The following is a 15862-nucleotide window of genomic DNA, read 5'->3' on the forward strand; positions in this document are numbered from 1 at the left end:
TTGTTATTTTGAAATAACCCTCTGCAACGCTGGGAAATACCTTCCAGAGACACTTTCATGCATATTTAAAAATAGGGCATATACTCACTAATACGCCGCTCGGCGTTCTTTTGCGTGGAGTATTCATATGCTACCTAATAATGTTAGTCGCATCAGCGCTATCGCTGTTGCGGTACTGCTCGCGTTCTCTCTTTCTGCCTGCAGTGGAAGCGGTGGCGGCTCTCATCACTCAACGGCCAAAAATAACCCTGCGACGGGAAGCAGCAGCGGCTCAGGTGATGGAAGTGGCACGACCGCGAACAATGGCGGTTCGGGCAGCAACGGCTCAGGTACCGGGACGGGTTCAGGTACCGGGACAGGCGCTGGTGGCGGAACGGGTTCTGGTTCAGGATCGGGCTCAGGCTCAGGCTCAGGCTCAGGAGGCAATGGCAGCGGAGGAACCGGAACAGGCAACACGGGCGGTGGCGGAACCACTACCGCAGGCGTAAATACGATACTGGGTGATGCCGGTAAAACCGTAACCAGCGTCGGATCGACGGTGGATGGCCTTGGAAGCCAGCTTCCGACAAATAACCCCGTCACGTCAACCGTTTCAACCACCGTCAGCGGTGTTGGCAGTGCCGTGTCCACCGTGGGGACAGGCGTCACGACTGGCGTTGGCGATCCAAACAACCCGAACGGTGTGGGCACAACGGTTAAAGGCGTGACCACGTCCGTCACCTCCCTTGGCAATACCGTTTCAACAGTAGGCACGGGCCTGGCGAGCTCCACTTCCGGAACACCGGTCAGCGGCGTAACCGGACTGACGGGCAGCGTGGTCAACAGCACCGGGCAACTGGTCAGTAACACCGGCACGGGTCTCACCAACACGGTAAGCAGCCCTGCGGTCACTCAGGTAACAACCGATACCACGACCCTGGCTAACAAGACGCTGGGCGGAGTACAAGGCGTGACGCAAAGCGTAGGCACCACAACGGGTCTCGGCACACCGGTCAACGGTCTGCTGACCCAGGTGGGTGGCACCGTCAGCGGCGTGGGGACCAACATTAGCAGCAGCAATAGCGGGCTTAGCGGTGTCGGTCAGGTCGTTCAAAATGTCGGCCAGACGGTCACGGATAGCGGTACGCTGGTCAAACCCGCCTCTTCGACAACGGGAGGAAGTTCAGGCTCTCTCACAGCCAATGCAAATGTGGCGGCCACGAACAACAGTCTGGGTGCAACGGTCAATACGACCCTCAATACCCTGACTGCAGGCGTTACGGCCAACGCAGCAACAACATCAAGTCAAAATACGTCAACAGCGAATCCGATTAACGGACTCAACACGTTAACCACCGGTCTGCTGACGCCAAAACAGTAACCTGCTTATTGTCATTCTGCGCCCCTGGTTCAGGGGCGCTTTATACAGCGACACTCCCCCTAACCGGGAATGATGAACAGGGATAGCGCGATGAAACACCACTTCCTTTTTTCGCTGACGGGGCTGGTTGTGCTGAGCATGGCCCGCGCCGATACACTGCCCTCTATTATTAACCCTGATAACCCGGCGCAAGTTTCTCGTAACGTTGCCCCCGAACAGACGGAGGCCGTCCCGCAGCCGAAAGTCAAAATAGAAAAACCGCAGTCAACGCTGACGCCTGAAACACCCATTACCATTAATCACATTCAGTTTATTGGCGGCACGCGTTATCCCTTGCAGGAATTACTTCAGCCCTTCAGGCCTTATGCCGGAAAAACCGTGCCGCTAAAAACGCTCACCGGGCTGGTAAACGATATTACGGCGCGCTATAAGGCCGACGGTTTTCCGCTCTCCTATGCCTGGCTGCCCGATAATAATTTCCAGCAGGGGAATATTAAAATTGTTCTGGTTGAAGGCTATGTCGCTCACAGCGACATCACCAGTAATAACCCGCACATCGCCGAACGCCTTAAACGTTTGTCCGAAAAAATCATGGCGGAAAAACCGCTGTCTCAGGATACGTTCGATCGCTACAGCCAACTGATGACGCGCACCCCGAACGTTCCGGTCACGGCTAACGCACAGTTGCCAACCAATATCTATGGCGCGGCGGCAATGCAAATAACCGGCAACCAGGAGCGGAGCTGGAATATCGCCTCGACGATCGATACCCGTAAAGGGCAAGATTTAATGATGCTGAACGGCACGCTCAGCAACATGACAAGTTATGGCGATCAGCTTGGCGTGGCCACGCTTGTGCCGTTAGATAGCAACACGCGAAAAAACTATGTCGGGCTCAACTGGCAGCAGTTTTTAAACGATGAAGGGCTGACGATGCAGCTCAAAGGCAGCTATTACCGCGAAGATCCGCGAGATTTTTCGCCCCTGCTCTCTTTGCCGAATAATATCAGCGTCGATTCGAAGCAAAAAACAACGCAATACAACGGTGGCGTGACGTTTGGCTATCCCCTGCTGCTGACGCAAAAATCACAAATTAATCTGACCGGCGGTTTTGATTACACCGACCGCCAGGATGATTATGCTCTTCAGGCCAGACTGCAGGGCAAAACCTATCGTCTGGACTCCGTCAACCAACACGCGCGTTATCCGGCGCTGGAAGTGGGCGTTAATGGTGCGCATCAGTTCACAACCGCCAGCATCAGCGGCCGACTCAACGTGCGTCAGGGCATTGATGCGATGGGTGCCGATATCGTCTCGGCCCCCAGACCCGATATGAATTTTACGCTCACGAAAAGCTATCTGGACGCAGCCTGGCTGTTTGCCGACAAGTGGCGGCTTTCAACGTCCTGGGAGGGTGACTGGTCAAATAACACGTTGCCAGAACCCGAACGCGTTAGCTTCGGTGCCCAGCGGTTTGGCCGTGGATACCAGGACAGTGAAGCAAGCGGTGATTACGGCTATGGCGGGCAGGTAGAACTGCGCTATATCCAGATGCGAAAAGAGAGTACCTGGCTTGCCACAATCCAGCCCTACATCCTGGCCGATACCGCGCAAACCTGGTTTAACACCTCCGGCTTGCCTCATCAGCGGCTCGGGTCAGTGGCGGCCGGCGTGATGGTAGGCGATACCCGCCACTATAGCGTCACGGTTGAGGCGGCAAGACCCGTAGGGGATGTTCCGACAGACAGTCGCAACAGAGACTGGCGCTACAGTCTGACATTTACGTGGAATTTCAATAAAATGCAGTAAGCCTTTCAGCCCGAATACTGACAGGATCAACGCAGCGCAGCGCGTGGGTTGGACAGGCCTCCACGCAGGCCGGTCCGCCTTCGCGATGACGGCACAAATCACATTTCAGCGCTTGTGCCCTGTTTCCCACCAGCCGTACCTGCATCGCCCCAAACGGACAGGCGACCATACAGCTCTTGCAGCCAATACAGCGCGTCTGCTCAACAAGCCAGGCGCCCGCCGTACGGCTGATGGCATGGGTTGGGCAGACGTTGGCACAGGGGGCGTCCTCGCACTGATGGCACCCCACCGCCGTTGTGAAGTCGTCCCCTTTCACCACCCGAAGGCGGGAGGTAAAAGCCTGCGCGGTGAAATCGTCCTGATGCGCGACCGCACAGGCCACTTCACAGGTGCGGCACCCGATGCATTTTTCCGCATCCGCCATGATAAATCGGTTCATCTGTTACGCCTCGCGTACGTTAAAACCCAGCTCTTTTGAGATAGCCTCTGCCGTTTCGCGCAGCGGTTTGAGCAGGTTCTTCTCGCCCACCTGCTTCATGCGCGACGTCGATAGCGAGATAGAGATCGCATACGGGACGCGGCCGTGAATATCAAACACCGGCACGGCAATACAGGAGACGCCCAGCTCGTTCTCTTCTTTGTCCATCGCCATGCTGCGATCGCGAATTTCCGCCAGTTCATCATACATGGCGCTCAGTTCAGTGATGGTGTTGCGCGTCAAAGGTTGGATCTGTTCCTGATGGCTTTCCCAGTAGCTCGCCACGTAATCCTGGTGGCCAAACGCCATGTAGATCTTGCCCATCGCGGAGCAGTAGAGCGGCATATGCTGGCCGATATAGGCGCGCGTGCGCAGCATACCGGTTGTCGGTTCGAGCTTATAAATCAGGATTGCGTGGTCATCTTCCCGGCTGGAGAAGTTCACCGTCTCGCCGGTCGCAATGTTCAGCGCTTCGAGGTGCGGAGCAGCCACGTGAATGATATTCAGCGACGACAGCGCCTTTTGCCCGACGGCGATAAATTTGGTGGTCAGGCGATAGCTTCCCGCGGCGGGTGCCGGGGTCACGTACCCGCACGACTGTAGCCCCTGCAGCAAGCGGTGCACGGTGCTCTTGTTCAGCCCCGCCAGTTCCGATAAATGCGCAAGCGGACACCCGTTCGGATAGTTGCTGAGGATCTCAATCAGCATCAGGCCGCGAAACAAGCTCTGGCTGCCTGCTGGCCTCTCTTTTTCTTGCGTCATTTCGCTCTCTTTCATGCTCATTACATGGCTCCTTTTCATCGCGACCTGATGGTAGCGCAAAGTGTGGGTCAGTTCACGATCTCAACAGAAAAAACACAACCAGTTGATTTTAATCGATTTTGAAAAACATGAATGTCGTTGATCTGACAAAATTTGATCGCTATATTTGAAATCAGATTTCGCATAGTGGAATTTATCGATAAAAAAGCACTCACACTTGCCCTTAAAAGAACAGGAGAACAGGGATGAAAGTGACCTTCGAAGAGTTGAAAGCGGCGTTCAATCGGGTTCTGCTCGATCGCGGCATAAAAGCGGAAACCGCAGACGCTTGCGCCGAGATGTTTGCCCGCACTACGGAATCCGGCGTCTATTCGCATGGTGTGAACCGCTTCCCGCGCTTTATTCAGCAGCTTGATGCAGGGGATATCATTCCTGACGCCCAGCCCAAACGGGTGATGACATTAGGCGCCATCGAACAGTGGGATGCGCAGCGCTCCATTGGCAACCTGACGGCGAAGAAGATGATGGATCGCGCCACCGAGCTGGCGTCCGATCACGGCATTGGTCTGGTGGCACTGCGTAACGCGAACCACTGGATGCGCGGCGGCAGCTACGGCTGGCAGGCGGCGGAGAAGGGCTATATCGGCATTTGCTGGACCAACTCGATTGCCGTGATGCCCGCGTGGGGATCAAAAGAGTGCTGCATCGGCACGAACCCGCTGATCGTTGCCATTCCGTCGAACCCTATCACCATGGTCGACATGTCGATGTCGATGTTCTCCTACGGCATGCTGGAGGTGAACCGCCTGGCCGGGCGCGCGTTGCCGGTAGATGGCGGCTTTGACGACGAAGGTCACCTCACCAGAGAGCCGGGCGTGATCGAGAAAAACCGCCGTATTCTGCCCATGGGCTACTGGAAAGGGTCCGGCTTATCCATCGTCCTCGATATGATCGCCACCCTGCTCTCAAACGGATCTTCCGTCGCGGAAGTGACCCAGGACAACAGCGACGAGTACGGCGTATCGCAGATCTTCATCGCCATTGAGGTGGATCGTCTGATCGATGGCCCAACCCGCGATGCCAAACTGCAGCGCATTATGGACTTCATCACCACCGCCGAACGCGCGGATGAGAATGTCGCCATCCGCCTGCCGGGGCATGAATTTACCCGTTTACTTGAAGAGAACCGCTGCAACGGCATCACGGTTGACGACAGCGTGTGGGCGAAAATCCAGTCTCTGTAAGGAGTGGGCCATGATATTCGGACATATTTCCCAGCCAAATCCGTGTCGCCTGCCGCGGGCAATTGAAAAAGCCCTTCATTTTCTGCGCACGACGGATTTCTCTCTCCTGGCGCCAGGCGTAGTAGAAATTGAAGGTCGCAACATTTTTGCCCAGGTTCTGGATCTGACAACAAAGGATCTGCATGAGAATCGCCCGGAAGTGCATCGCCGCTATCTGGATATCCAGTTCCTGGCCTGGGGTGAAGAGAAAATCGGTATCGCGATTGATACCGGTAATAACGAAATAAGCGAATCATTACTGGAACAGCGCGATATTATTTTTTATCACGACAGTGAAAATGAGTCGTTTATCGAAATGACACCCGGCAGCTATGCCATATTTTTTCCGCAGGATGTGCACCGTCCTGCCTGTATTAAAAACAAGGAAACCACAATTCGTAAAATTGTGGTGAAAGTGGCAATCAGCGAATTAGATTAATTTTCTGATATACCCTAAATAATTCGAGTTGCAGGAAGGCGGCAAGAGAGTGAATCTCCAGGAGCTTACATAAGTAAGTGACTGGGCTGAACGAGCGCAGCCAACGCACATGCAACTTGAAGTATGACGGGTATAAATACAGGAACGCGAAATGACCAATACCAGTTTTATTATTGGTGCGTACCCCTGCGCACCCTCGTTTCACCATAAAGGGGAACAAGAAGAACAAACCTTCTGGCGGGAACTTTCCGACACGCCGAATATTCGCGGGCTGGAACAACCTTGCCTTGAAAATCTTCATCCCCTTGGTGACGAATGGCTGTTCCGCCATACCCCGGGGGACTGGCAAATCGTGGTCACGGCAGTAATGGAAACCATGCGCCGCCGCGGCAGCAACGGCGCATTTGGCCTGGCCTCGGCTGACGACGCGCAGCGTAAAGCATGCGTGGACTTTTACCGACATTTGCACCAAAAAATTAACGCCGTGAATGCCCGTTATCCAGGCAAAGTGATTGCTCTGGAAATGCAGGCCGCCCCGCAGGCGGGCAATGCTTCCGTCGAACAGGCTACAGAAGCGTTTTCCCGCTCGGTTCGGGAAATCGCGGGCTGGGACTGGGACTGCGATCTGGTGCTGGAACACTGCGATGCCATGAACGGCCCGGCACCGCGCAAGGGCTTCCTGCCACTGGAGCAGGTGCTGGAGGTGGTGAAAGACACGGATATCAGCGTCTGCATCAACTGGGCGCGGTCGGCCATCGAAGGCCGTAACACCACCCTTCCCCTTGACCACGTTCAGGCCGCGCTTAATGCCAGGAAACTGGGTGCGCTGATGTTTTCAGGCACCACCCCCGGCGGGGAATACGGTGAATGGCAGGATCTGCACGCACCATTTTCCTCCTTCTGTGCCGACAGTCTGATGTCCACTGAACGTGCAAAAGCACTCTTTACTGCGGCGAGCGCCGCAACGTTGAAATTCTCCGGTATTAAATTACTGGAAATAAATGCTAATGCTGATGTCAGCCATCGCATCGCCATTTTACGCGACGGTATTAGCGCAATGAATAAAGCAACGCAATAACAATAAGAAAAGTTTATTCCGGTTACCTACTGAGAGATTAACTATGAATATTTCTACTCATGCTCTACATGCGGACATTCCGCGCCAGCGCTGGCTAAGAATCATTCCTCCTATTCTTATCGCCTGTATTATTTCATATATGGACCGCGTGAATATCGCGTTTGCAATGCCGGGAGGGATGGACGAAGAATTAGGTATTACCGCCACCATGGCAGGCCTCGCGGGCGGCATATTCTTTATCGGCTATCTGTTCCTGCAGGTACCCGGCGGCAAGATTGCGGTGCACGGTAGCGGCAAGAAATTTATCGGCTGGTCACTGGTCGCCTGGGCGGTGATCTCGGTGCTCACGGGTCTCGTGACGAATCAGTACCAGCTGCTGGTGCTGCGCTTCTTACTCGGCGTGGCGGAAGGCGGGATGCTGCCCGTTGTGCTCACCATGATCAGCAACTGGTTCCCGGATGCCGAACGCGGTCGCGCCAACGCAATTGTGATCATGTTCGTACCCATCGCCGGAATAATCACCGCCCCGCTGTCGGGCTGGATTATCACCGCACTTGACTGGCGCTGGCTGTTCATCATTGAAGGTCTGATGTCCATTGTTGTGCTGGTGCTCTGGGCATTCACGGTCTACGACCGTCCGCAGGAAGCCCGCTGGATCTCAGCGGCCGAGAAAAACTATCTGGTGCAAACGCTGGCGGCTGAACAGCAGGCCATCGCCGGAAAAGAGGTGAAAAATGCCTCGCTCAGCGCGGTGCTGTCTGACAAAACCATGTGGCAGCTGATCGCCCTGAATTTCTTCTATCAGACCGGGATTTACGGTTACACCCTCTGGCTGCCGACCATTCTGAAGGAGCTGACGCACACCAGCATTGGTCAGGTGGGGATGCTCGCCATCCTGCCCTACATCGGCGCCATTGCGGGCATGTTCCTGTTCTCCTCGCTTTCTGACCGCACCGGCAAGCGCAAGCTGTTTGTCTCCCTGCCGTTGATTGGCTTCGCGCTCTGCATGTTCCTCTCCGTAGCCCTGAAAGCAAACATCTGGCTGGCCTATGCCGCACTGGTGGGCTGCGGTTTCTTCCTGCAATCCGCCGCCGGCGTGTTCTGGACGATCCCGGCAAGACTGTTTAGCGCAGAGATGGCGGGCGGCGCGCGCGGCGTGATCAACGCCCTGGGCAACCTCGGTGGCTTCTGCGGCCCCTACGCCGTTGGCGTGCTGATCACCCTGTACAGCAAAGATGCGGGCGTCTACTGCCTGGCCGTTTCACTCGCGCTGGCGTCGCTGCTGGCCCTGCTGTTGCCGGCGAAATGCGATGCCGGGGCAGAGCCCAATCCCACGGTAAATCCCCATAAACGTGCGGCCTGATGCCCTCACCCCAGCCCTCTCCCACGGGGAGAGGGAGAAAACCAAACCGTAGGCCGGGTAAGCGCAGCGCCACCCGGCAATTAAGCGAGATGAAGATGAGTGAAAAAGAGACCTTCTGGCTGGGTATCGATTGTGGCGGTACTTATCTGAAAGCCGGTTTATACAACAGCCAGGGCAAAGAAGTCAGTATCGAACGCCGCTCCGTTGCCACGCTCAGCCCGCGAGCGGGCTACGCCGAGCGGGATATGCATCAGCTGTGGCAGCACTGCCACGCAACCATCGCCGCGTTGCTCAAGAATGCAGGCGTAAACGGCAACCAGATCAATGGGGTCGGCATTTCTGCTCAGGGTAAAGGGCTGTTTCTGCTCGATAAACAGGACCAACCGTTGGGCAACGCCATCCTCTCCTCCGATCGCCGGGCACTGGAGATTGTGCAGCGCTGGCAGCAGGACGGCATTCCCGAAAAACTCTACCCGCATACGCGCCAGACGCTGTGGACCGGGCATCCGGCCTCGCTTCTGCGCTGGGTCAAAGAGAACGAGCCGCAGCGCTATCAGCAGATTGGCTGCGTGATGATGGCGCACGACTATCTGCGCTGGTGCCTGACCGGCGTGAAGGGCGGTGAAGAGAGCAACATCTCCGAGTCCAATCTCTACAACATGAATACCGGGCAGTATGACCCGCAGCTTACGCGCTGGCTCGGGATCAGCGAGATTGACGGCGCCCTGCCGCCGATTGTCGGTTCAGCAGAAATCTGCGGGGAAATCACCGCTCAGGCAGCCGCCCTTACCGGTCTCGCGGCGGGCACGCCCGTCGTGGGGGGACTGTTTGATGTGGTTTCCACCGCGCTCTGCGCCGGACTGCAGGACGAGCACACGCTGAATGCCGTGATGGGCACCTGGGCCGTCACCAGCGGGATCGCCAGTGCACTTCGCAGCAACGAACCCTTCCCCTACGTTTATGGCCGCTACGTGCATCCGCAGCAGTACATCGTTCACGAAGCCAGCCCGACCTCGTCCGGCAACCTTGAGTGGCTCACCGCGCAGTGGGGCGACATGTCGTTCAGCGAGATCAACCACGCCGTCGCCAGCCTGCCGAAAGCCGAAAGCGATGTGTACTTCCTGCCGTTCCTCTATGGCAGCAACGCCGGGCTGGAGATGACCAGCGGCTTCTACGGGATGCAGGCGCTACACACCCGCGCGCACCTGCTGCAGGCGGTTTACGAAGGCGTGGTGTTCTGCCACATGACCCACCTCAACCGCATGCTCGAACGCTTTACCCACGTTCATGCCCTGCGCGTGACGGGTGGTCCAACCCATTCGGACGTGTGGATGCAAATGCTTGCGGACGTCAGCGGGCTGGCGATTGAACTGCCGCAGGTAGAAGAGACCGGCTGTTCCGGCGCGGCGCTGGCCGCCCTGGTCGGCACCGGCGTGTATCCCGATTTCCATACGGCGCAATGCGCCCTCCGACACGACATTCGTGTCATTGAGCCTGACATGCGCGCCCATGCGGCCTATCAGCGCAAGTATCAGCGCTATCAGCTACTGATTTCAGCACTACAGGGCTATCACGCCCGAGTTAAGGAGAACAACCTATGAGCCGACCATTACTGCAGCTGGCGCTCGACCATACCTCTCTTCAGGCCGCGCAGCGTGATGTCGCGACGCTTGCCGATCACGTTGATATCGTCGAAGCGGGCACCATTTTGTGCCTGACCGAAGGGCTAAACGCCGTGCGCGCTCTGCGCGAGCAGTGCCCGGATAAAATCATCGTTGCGGACTGGAAAGTGGCCGATGCCGGAGAAACGCTGGCAGAGCAGGCATTTGGCGCGGGTGCAAACTGGATGACCATCATCTGCGCCGCCCCGCTGGCCACCGTTGAACGCGGCCACGAGGTAGCCCTGCGCCGCGGGGGAGAAATCCAGATGGAGCTCTTTGGTCACTGGACGCTGGACGATGCTCGCGCATGGCATCGCATCGGCGTGAAGCAGGCCATTTATCACCGCGGACGTGACGCACAGGCGAGCGGCCAGCAGTGGGGTGAGGCGGATCTCGCAAAAATGAAAGCGCTCTCCGATATCGGTTTGCAGCTTTCGGTTACCGGCGGTATCACCCCCGCCGACCTGCCGCTGTTTAAGCAAATCAACGTCAAAGCCTTTATTGCCGGACGCGCGCTGGCAGGTGCCGCCAATCCACCGCAGGTGGCACAGGCATTCCATTCGCACATTCGCGACATCTGGGGAGCGTAACCATGCGTCAGCATCCGTTAGGTATTTACGAAAAAGCGCTGCCAAAAGATCTCTCCTGGCCCGAGCGGCTGGTACTGGCGAAAAGCTGCGGGTTCGATTTTGTCGAGATGTCTGTCGATGAAACCGACGAGCGATTATCACGCCTCGACTGGAGCACCACGCAGCGCGCCTCTCTGGTGGAAGCGATGCTGGAAACCGGCGTGGCGATCCCCTCTATGTGCTTGTCTGCCCACCGTCGTTTCCCGTTTGGCAGCCGCGATGAAACCGTGCGCGAGCGCGCCCGTGAGATCATGAGCAAAGCCATCAGGCTGGCGCGTGATTTAGGCATTCGCACCATCCAGCTTGCCGGGTATGACGTCTATTACGAAGCGCATGACGAGGGGACGCAACAGCGCTTTGCCGACGGGCTGGCCTGGGCCGTAGAACAGGCCGCCGCCGCACAGGTGATGCTGGCGGTGGAGATCATGGACACCGCGTTTATGAACTCCATCAGCAAATGGAAAAAGTGGGACGACATGCTCGCCTCACCGTGGTTCAGCGTTTATCCGGACGTCGGCAACCTGAGCGCGTGGGGTAACGACGTCACCGCCGAGCTGACGCTGGGCATTGACCGCATTGCGGCTATTCACCTGAAAGATACCCAGCCCGTCACCGCACAAAGCCCCGGCCAGTTCCGCGACGTGCCGTTTGGCGAGGGCTGCGTCGATTTCGTTGGCGTGTTTAACACGCTGCATCAACTGAACTATCGCGGCGCATTTCTGATTGAAATGTGGACCGAAAAAGCAAAAGAGCCGGTGCTGGAGATTATCCAGGCGCGCCGCTGGATTGAAGCCCGTATGCAGGAAGGAGGCATGACATGCTAGACGAACTTAAAGCCGAGGTACTGGCAGCAAACCTGGCGTTGCCCGCCCACCAGCTGGTGACGTTTACCTGGGGCAACGTCAGCGCTGTGGACCGCAAAAGCGGCATGATGGTCATTAAACCGTCCGGTGTGGAATACGACGTGATGACGGCGGAGGATATGGTGGTGGTGAATATCGCCACGGGCCAGGTTATTGAGGGGAATAAAAAGCCCTCTTCAGACACGCCTACCCATCTTGCGCTGTATCGTCGTTACCCGGAGATTGGCGGCATCGTGCATACCCATTCACGCCACGCCACTATCTGGTCCCAGGCGGGGCTGGATTTACCTGCCTGGGGAACCACGCACGCGGACTATTTCTACGGGACCATCCCCTGCACGCGCCTGATGACCACAGCAGAGATTGCAGGGGAATACGAATACCAGACGGGTGAAGTGATCATCAAAACCTTCGAGGAGCGCGATCTTAGCCCGATGCAGATCCCGGCGGTGCTGGTCCACTCCCACGGTCCGTTCGCCTGGGGTAAAGACGCGGCCGATGCGGTTCACAATGCCGTGGTGCTGGAAGAGTGCGCCTATATGGGCCTGTTCTCTCGCCAGCTCGCGCCACAGCTTCCGGTTATGCAGCAGGAACTGCTCGACAAGCATTATCTGCGCAAGCATGGAGCGAATGCCTATTACGGGCAGTGATCATTGATAGAGGCTTTAGGGAACAGCAGTACAGGCACGCTCGTAGGCCGGGTAAGGCGAAGCCGCCACCCGGCTTTACCACATCAGAAACGCCAGGTCAGGCCGGTCATCAGCGCGAAGCTGTCGTCGCGGTCGATCATCGGGCTATTCTTCACGTCGTCAGGCAACACGGTGTAGACCGCGCTGGCATTGAGATACAGCTTCTGGGTTAACTGATATTTAGCCGCCAGACCAACGTATGGCGTCCAGCTGTCACCGGCAGTGTATTGATCCAGCCCGGAGCGGCGAGACTCGCTGCCGGATACGCCGTAGTAGTAGTCGTTATAGCTTTCGTCGCTGTAGAACACCCCCACAGAAGGCGTCAGGGTCAGGCGATCCATTTTGATTGGACGGAAGTATGATACTTCGCCGATCACGCCGCCGCTTTCATCCGTGGCATCACCAGAGACCGCCACTTTCAGCGACCCCCAGCTTTCGTGGCGGTAGTACGCACCGCCGAGGAAGGCGGACGCTTTACGCTCATCCAGCTGCTTCATCTGATGGTCGTCATTATCGTCAGGGTCGAAATGCAGCGGCATCCACGTTGCGGTCAGGCTTAATTCATTTTTTGCATCTTTCCACAGGATCCATCCGCCCGTGGTCTGGCGAACGTAAAAGCGATCGCCTTCGTAGCTAATTAACGGTACCGCAGTCGTATTTTCGTTATAGCCTTTGTATGGAGACTCATTAAATACAGCCCCCGCTCCAAGTGAAAATTCACCGGCCATGGCAGACGTTGATGCAAATAACGTGGCAGCGATGAGTAAATTGTATTTAATAGTCATTCTATGTAATCCATTTAAATGCCAAACAAGCGAGGCGCATAATAATGGTTACAAAATTGCCAATGCAACGCTGCGGTTTATATAATATTATATATAAAATCATATAGATGGGTGTGCATGATGAGTACATTACAGCTAAAACCACGCGAATTAAAAATTATCTCCGTCATCGCCGCCACCCACAGCATTGGTGATGCCGCCGCCCTGCTAGGTATGGCGCAGGCCAACGTGAGTAAATATCTGTCTGATTTTGAAACGCGGGTTGGGCTCAAGGTTTTTGAGCGCACCACGCGACAGCTGGCTCTGACCCAGTTTGGTGAAGCGTTACTCCCCTACGTGAACGCCACGCTGGATAAGAACAGCCAGCTTATTAATTTCATTGCTGATTATAAGCATGAAAAGCGTGGAAAAGTGACGATCTATGCCCCAACAGGTATCGTGACCTACCTCGCGCGACACGTGATCCATCAGATAGAAGACATCGGCGACATCCGCATCTCCCTGAAAACCTACAATCTGGACCGGAATGAATTTTCAGAAGGCGTTACCTTTCCGGATGACTGCGACATTTTAATTACCTATGCTCAGCCAAAAGACGAAAGTCTGGTGGCCAGCGTGCTGACACAATATTCCGTTACGGCCTTCGCAACCGTAGAATATTTAAATAAACATCCCTTAACCGGACCTGAAGATTTAATTAATCACTCCTGTATTCTCATTGACTCCATGCTGGTCGATGATGCCAACATCTGGCGTTTCCGCGTGCACGGCAGCGATGACGTGCATGACTACCGGGTGACCGGTAATTATATTTGCGACAATACGCAGACGGCCCTGGAGCTGGCCAGAAATAATCTTGGGATTGTTTTTGCACCCAAAGAGAGTCTGAAAAAAGAATTAACGAAAGGCATGCTGGTCCCCTGCTTCCCGCATCAGGAGGAGTGGTGGCTCGATCTGACGGCCATCTTCCGCAAACGCGAATACCAGCCCTGGCGCGTGCAATACGTTCTGGATGGCGTCCTTAACTGCCTGCGCCAGCAAATTGCCCAGGCCGCCCACGGACGGCCTGAGCTGGGCGACTAGAACAGCCCCAGTGGTTTATCAGAATAGCTGACCAGCAGACATTTGGTCTGCTGGTAATGCTCCAGCATCATCTTGTGGGTTTCACGTCCGATGCCCGACTGCTTATAACCGCCAAATGCCGCGTGCGCCGGATAGGCGTGGTAGCAGTTGGTCCAGACGCGCCCGGCCTGAATGCCGCGGCCCATTTTATAGGCCAGATTACCGTTGCGACTCCAGACACCTGCGCCCAGGCCATACGGCGTGTCGTTGGCAATCTCCAGCGCCTCCTCTATCGTTTTAAAGGTGGTCACGGCCAGCACCGGGCCGAAAATCTCCTCCTGGAAAACGCGCATATTGTTCTGGCCGAAGAGGATCGTCGGCTCAAGGTAATAGCCGTCCTGCAGATCCCCACCCAGCACCTTACGACGCCCGCCGGTGAGAATATCCGCCCCCTCTTTCTTGCCGATGTCGATGTAGTTGAGGATCGTTTCCAGCTGTCCGTGCGAGACCTGCGCCCCCATCTGTGTAACGTTATCGAGCGGGTTACCGCTGCGAATAGACTCAACGCGGCGAATGGCCCGCTCCATAAAGCGCTCGTAGATGGATTCCTGCACCAGCGCACGGCTTGGGCAGGTGCAGACTTCGCCCTGGTTAAACGCAAACAGCGCAAACCCTTCCAGGGCTTTATCGAAGAAGGCATCCTCTTCCTCCATCACGTCCGCGAAGAAGATGTTCGGGGATTTCCCGCCCAGTTCCAGAGTCACCGGGATAATGTTCTGCGTGGCGTACTGCATGATCTGCTGGCCCACCTCCGTCGACCCGGTAAACGCCACTTTGGCGATACGTTTTGAGGTAGCCAGATATTCGCCTATCTCCCCGCCCGCGCCGTTCACCACGTTAATCACGCCCGGCGGCAGGAGATCGCCAACGATTTCCATCAGCAGCAGGACCGAGAGCGGGGTCAGACGCGCCGGTTTGAGCACAATACAGTTTCCGGCCGCCAGCGCGGGCGCCATTTTCCAGCTCGCCATCAGCAGCGGGAAGTTCCACGGAATAATTTGCCCGACGACGCCCAGCGGTTCGTGGAAGTGATACGCCACGGTGTCGCTGTCGACTTCGCTGATCCCGCCCTCCTGAGCGCGAATACAGGAGGCAAAATAGCGGAAGTGGTCAATAGCAAGCGGCACGTCAGCCGCCATCGTTTCCCGGATCGGCTTGCCGTTATCCCAGGTTTCCGCCGTCGCCAGCAGCTCCAGATTCTGCTCCATCCGGTCGGCGATTTTGAACAGGATCGCCGCCCGATCCTGCACGGAGGTGTGAGCCCATTTCTCTTTCGCTTTGTGCGCCGCATCCAGCGCCAGGTCGATATCACGCTTACCGGAGCTGGCAATCTCGCACAGCGGCTGGCCGGTAACCGGGGTCAGGTTGGAATAGTATTCGCCGTCGACGGGAGCGACCCAGTCGCCGCCAATAAAGTTGTCATAACGGGGCTTCAGCTTGAGGGGAAAACCATACTCGCCGGGCTGGATACGCGATGAGGGAGGATTGTTTGTCATGTCCGTCTCCTTGCTGTTGGTGTACAACAAGGGTAGTTCCGGCTG

Annotated in this window: 15 protein-coding genes; 11 read left to right on the forward strand and 4 right to left on the reverse strand. The window is 56.4% G+C overall.

All coding sequences use genetic code 11. The features are described 5' to 3' along the window. Positions 1-127: 127 nt before the first annotated feature. Both ACMWJS_RS14875 and ACMWJS_RS14880 read left to right on the forward strand, forming a co-directional pair. Positions 128-1360 (forward strand): collagen-like triple helix repeat-containing protein, encoded by a 1233-nt coding sequence (locus ACMWJS_RS14875; protein ID WP_414747248.1) that lies wholly within the window; start codon positions 128-130, stop codon positions 1358-1360. A gap of 90 nt (positions 1361-1450) precedes the next feature. Next, a complete protein-coding gene (locus ACMWJS_RS14880) occupies positions 1451-3169 on the forward strand; it encodes a ShlB/FhaC/HecB family hemolysin secretion/activation protein (RefSeq protein ID WP_069720493.1) in 1719 nt (572 codons plus the stop codon). On the opposite strand, the gene ACMWJS_RS14885 is transcribed toward ACMWJS_RS14880, so the two are convergent. Both ACMWJS_RS14885 and yiaJ read right to left on the reverse strand, forming a co-directional pair. Further along, positions 3153-3608 carry a 4Fe-4S dicluster domain-containing protein gene (locus ACMWJS_RS14885; protein ID WP_024909056.1) on the reverse strand — a complete coding sequence of 152 codons (456 nt, stop codon included), beginning with the start codon at positions 3606-3608 and terminating at the stop codon, positions 3153-3155. The genes ACMWJS_RS14880 and ACMWJS_RS14885 overlap by 17 nt on opposite strands. A gap of 3 nt (positions 3609-3611) precedes the next feature. Next, a complete protein-coding gene (gene yiaJ, locus ACMWJS_RS14890; protein ID WP_021242452.1) occupies positions 3612-4430 on the reverse strand; it encodes an IclR family transcriptional regulator YiaJ in 819 nt (272 codons plus the stop codon). A gap of 224 nt (positions 4431-4654) precedes the next feature. Here yiaJ and yiaK point away from each other — a divergent pair, with 224 nt between their 5' ends. The 8 genes from yiaK to araD all read left to right on the forward strand — a co-directional run bounded on the left by yiaK (position 4655) and on the right by araD (position 12375). Further along, positions 4655-5653, forward strand: coding sequence for a 3-dehydro-L-gulonate 2-dehydrogenase (yiaK, locus tag ACMWJS_RS14895; protein WP_167214663.1), 999 nt, complete (start codon positions 4655-4657; stop codon positions 5651-5653). Positions 5654-5663: 10 nt separating this feature from the next. Further along, entirely contained in the window at positions 5664-6131 is a 468-nt protein-coding gene (locus ACMWJS_RS14900; protein ID WP_049121966.1) for a YhcH/YjgK/YiaL family protein, read from the forward strand. A 151-nt stretch (positions 6132-6282) separates the two neighbouring features. Beyond that, complete coding sequence (locus ACMWJS_RS14905) at positions 6283-7209, forward strand: DUF4862 family protein (RefSeq protein WP_414747249.1); 927 nt, start codon at positions 6283-6285, stop codon at positions 7207-7209. Positions 7210-7252: 43 nt separating this feature from the next. After that, positions 7253-8572, forward strand: a complete 1320-nt coding sequence (locus tag ACMWJS_RS14910) for an MFS transporter (RefSeq protein ID WP_025910539.1) — start codon at positions 7253-7255, stop codon at positions 8570-8572. Positions 8573-8667: 95 nt separating this feature from the next. Then, positions 8668-10173 carry an FGGY-family carbohydrate kinase gene (locus tag ACMWJS_RS14915; RefSeq protein WP_048028171.1) on the forward strand — a complete coding sequence of 502 codons (1506 nt, stop codon included), beginning with the start codon at positions 8668-8670 and terminating at the stop codon, positions 10171-10173. Then, entirely contained in the window at positions 10170-10823 is a 654-nt protein-coding gene (gene ulaD / locus ACMWJS_RS14920) for a 3-keto-L-gulonate-6-phosphate decarboxylase UlaD (RefSeq protein ID WP_048226564.1), read from the forward strand. The genes ACMWJS_RS14915 and ulaD overlap by 4 nt, the downstream gene beginning before the upstream one ends. A gap of 2 nt (positions 10824-10825) precedes the next feature. After that, complete coding sequence (locus tag ACMWJS_RS14925) at positions 10826-11686, forward strand: L-ribulose-5-phosphate 3-epimerase (RefSeq protein ID WP_025910545.1); 861 nt, start codon at positions 10826-10828, stop codon at positions 11684-11686. Continuing rightward, positions 11680-12375 (forward strand): L-ribulose-5-phosphate 4-epimerase, encoded by a 696-nt coding sequence (gene araD, locus ACMWJS_RS14930; RefSeq protein ID WP_048028083.1) that lies wholly within the window; start codon positions 11680-11682, stop codon positions 12373-12375. Before ACMWJS_RS14925 ends, araD begins: the two co-directional genes overlap by 7 nt. Positions 12376-12458: 83 nt before the next feature. Here araD and ACMWJS_RS14935 read toward each other — a convergent pair whose 3' ends face one another. Beyond that, the gene (locus ACMWJS_RS14935; RefSeq protein ID WP_023615822.1) at positions 12459-13199 is read right to left on the reverse strand and encodes a MipA/OmpV family protein; all 741 of its coding nucleotides are present in this window, start codon (positions 13197-13199) and stop codon (positions 12459-12461) included. A 117-nt stretch (positions 13200-13316) separates the two neighbouring features. Here ACMWJS_RS14935 and ACMWJS_RS14940 point away from each other — a divergent pair, with 117 nt between their 5' ends. Further along, a complete protein-coding gene (locus ACMWJS_RS14940; RefSeq protein WP_414747250.1) occupies positions 13317-14282 on the forward strand; it encodes a LysR family transcriptional regulator in 966 nt (321 codons plus the stop codon). Here the strand turns inward: ACMWJS_RS14940 and aldB are convergent. Then, positions 14279-15817, reverse strand: coding sequence for an aldehyde dehydrogenase AldB (aldB, locus tag ACMWJS_RS14945; protein ID WP_048028094.1), 1539 nt, complete (start codon positions 15815-15817; stop codon positions 14279-14281). The two genes, ACMWJS_RS14940 and aldB, sit on opposite strands and share 4 nt — an antisense overlap. Positions 15818-15862 lie beyond the last annotated feature (45 nt).

The organism is Enterobacter sp. HK-058-C-ECC (genome assembly GCF_047531125.1).
Taxonomy (GTDB): Bacteria; Pseudomonadota; Gammaproteobacteria; order Enterobacterales; family Enterobacteriaceae; genus Enterobacter; species Enterobacter quasiroggenkampii.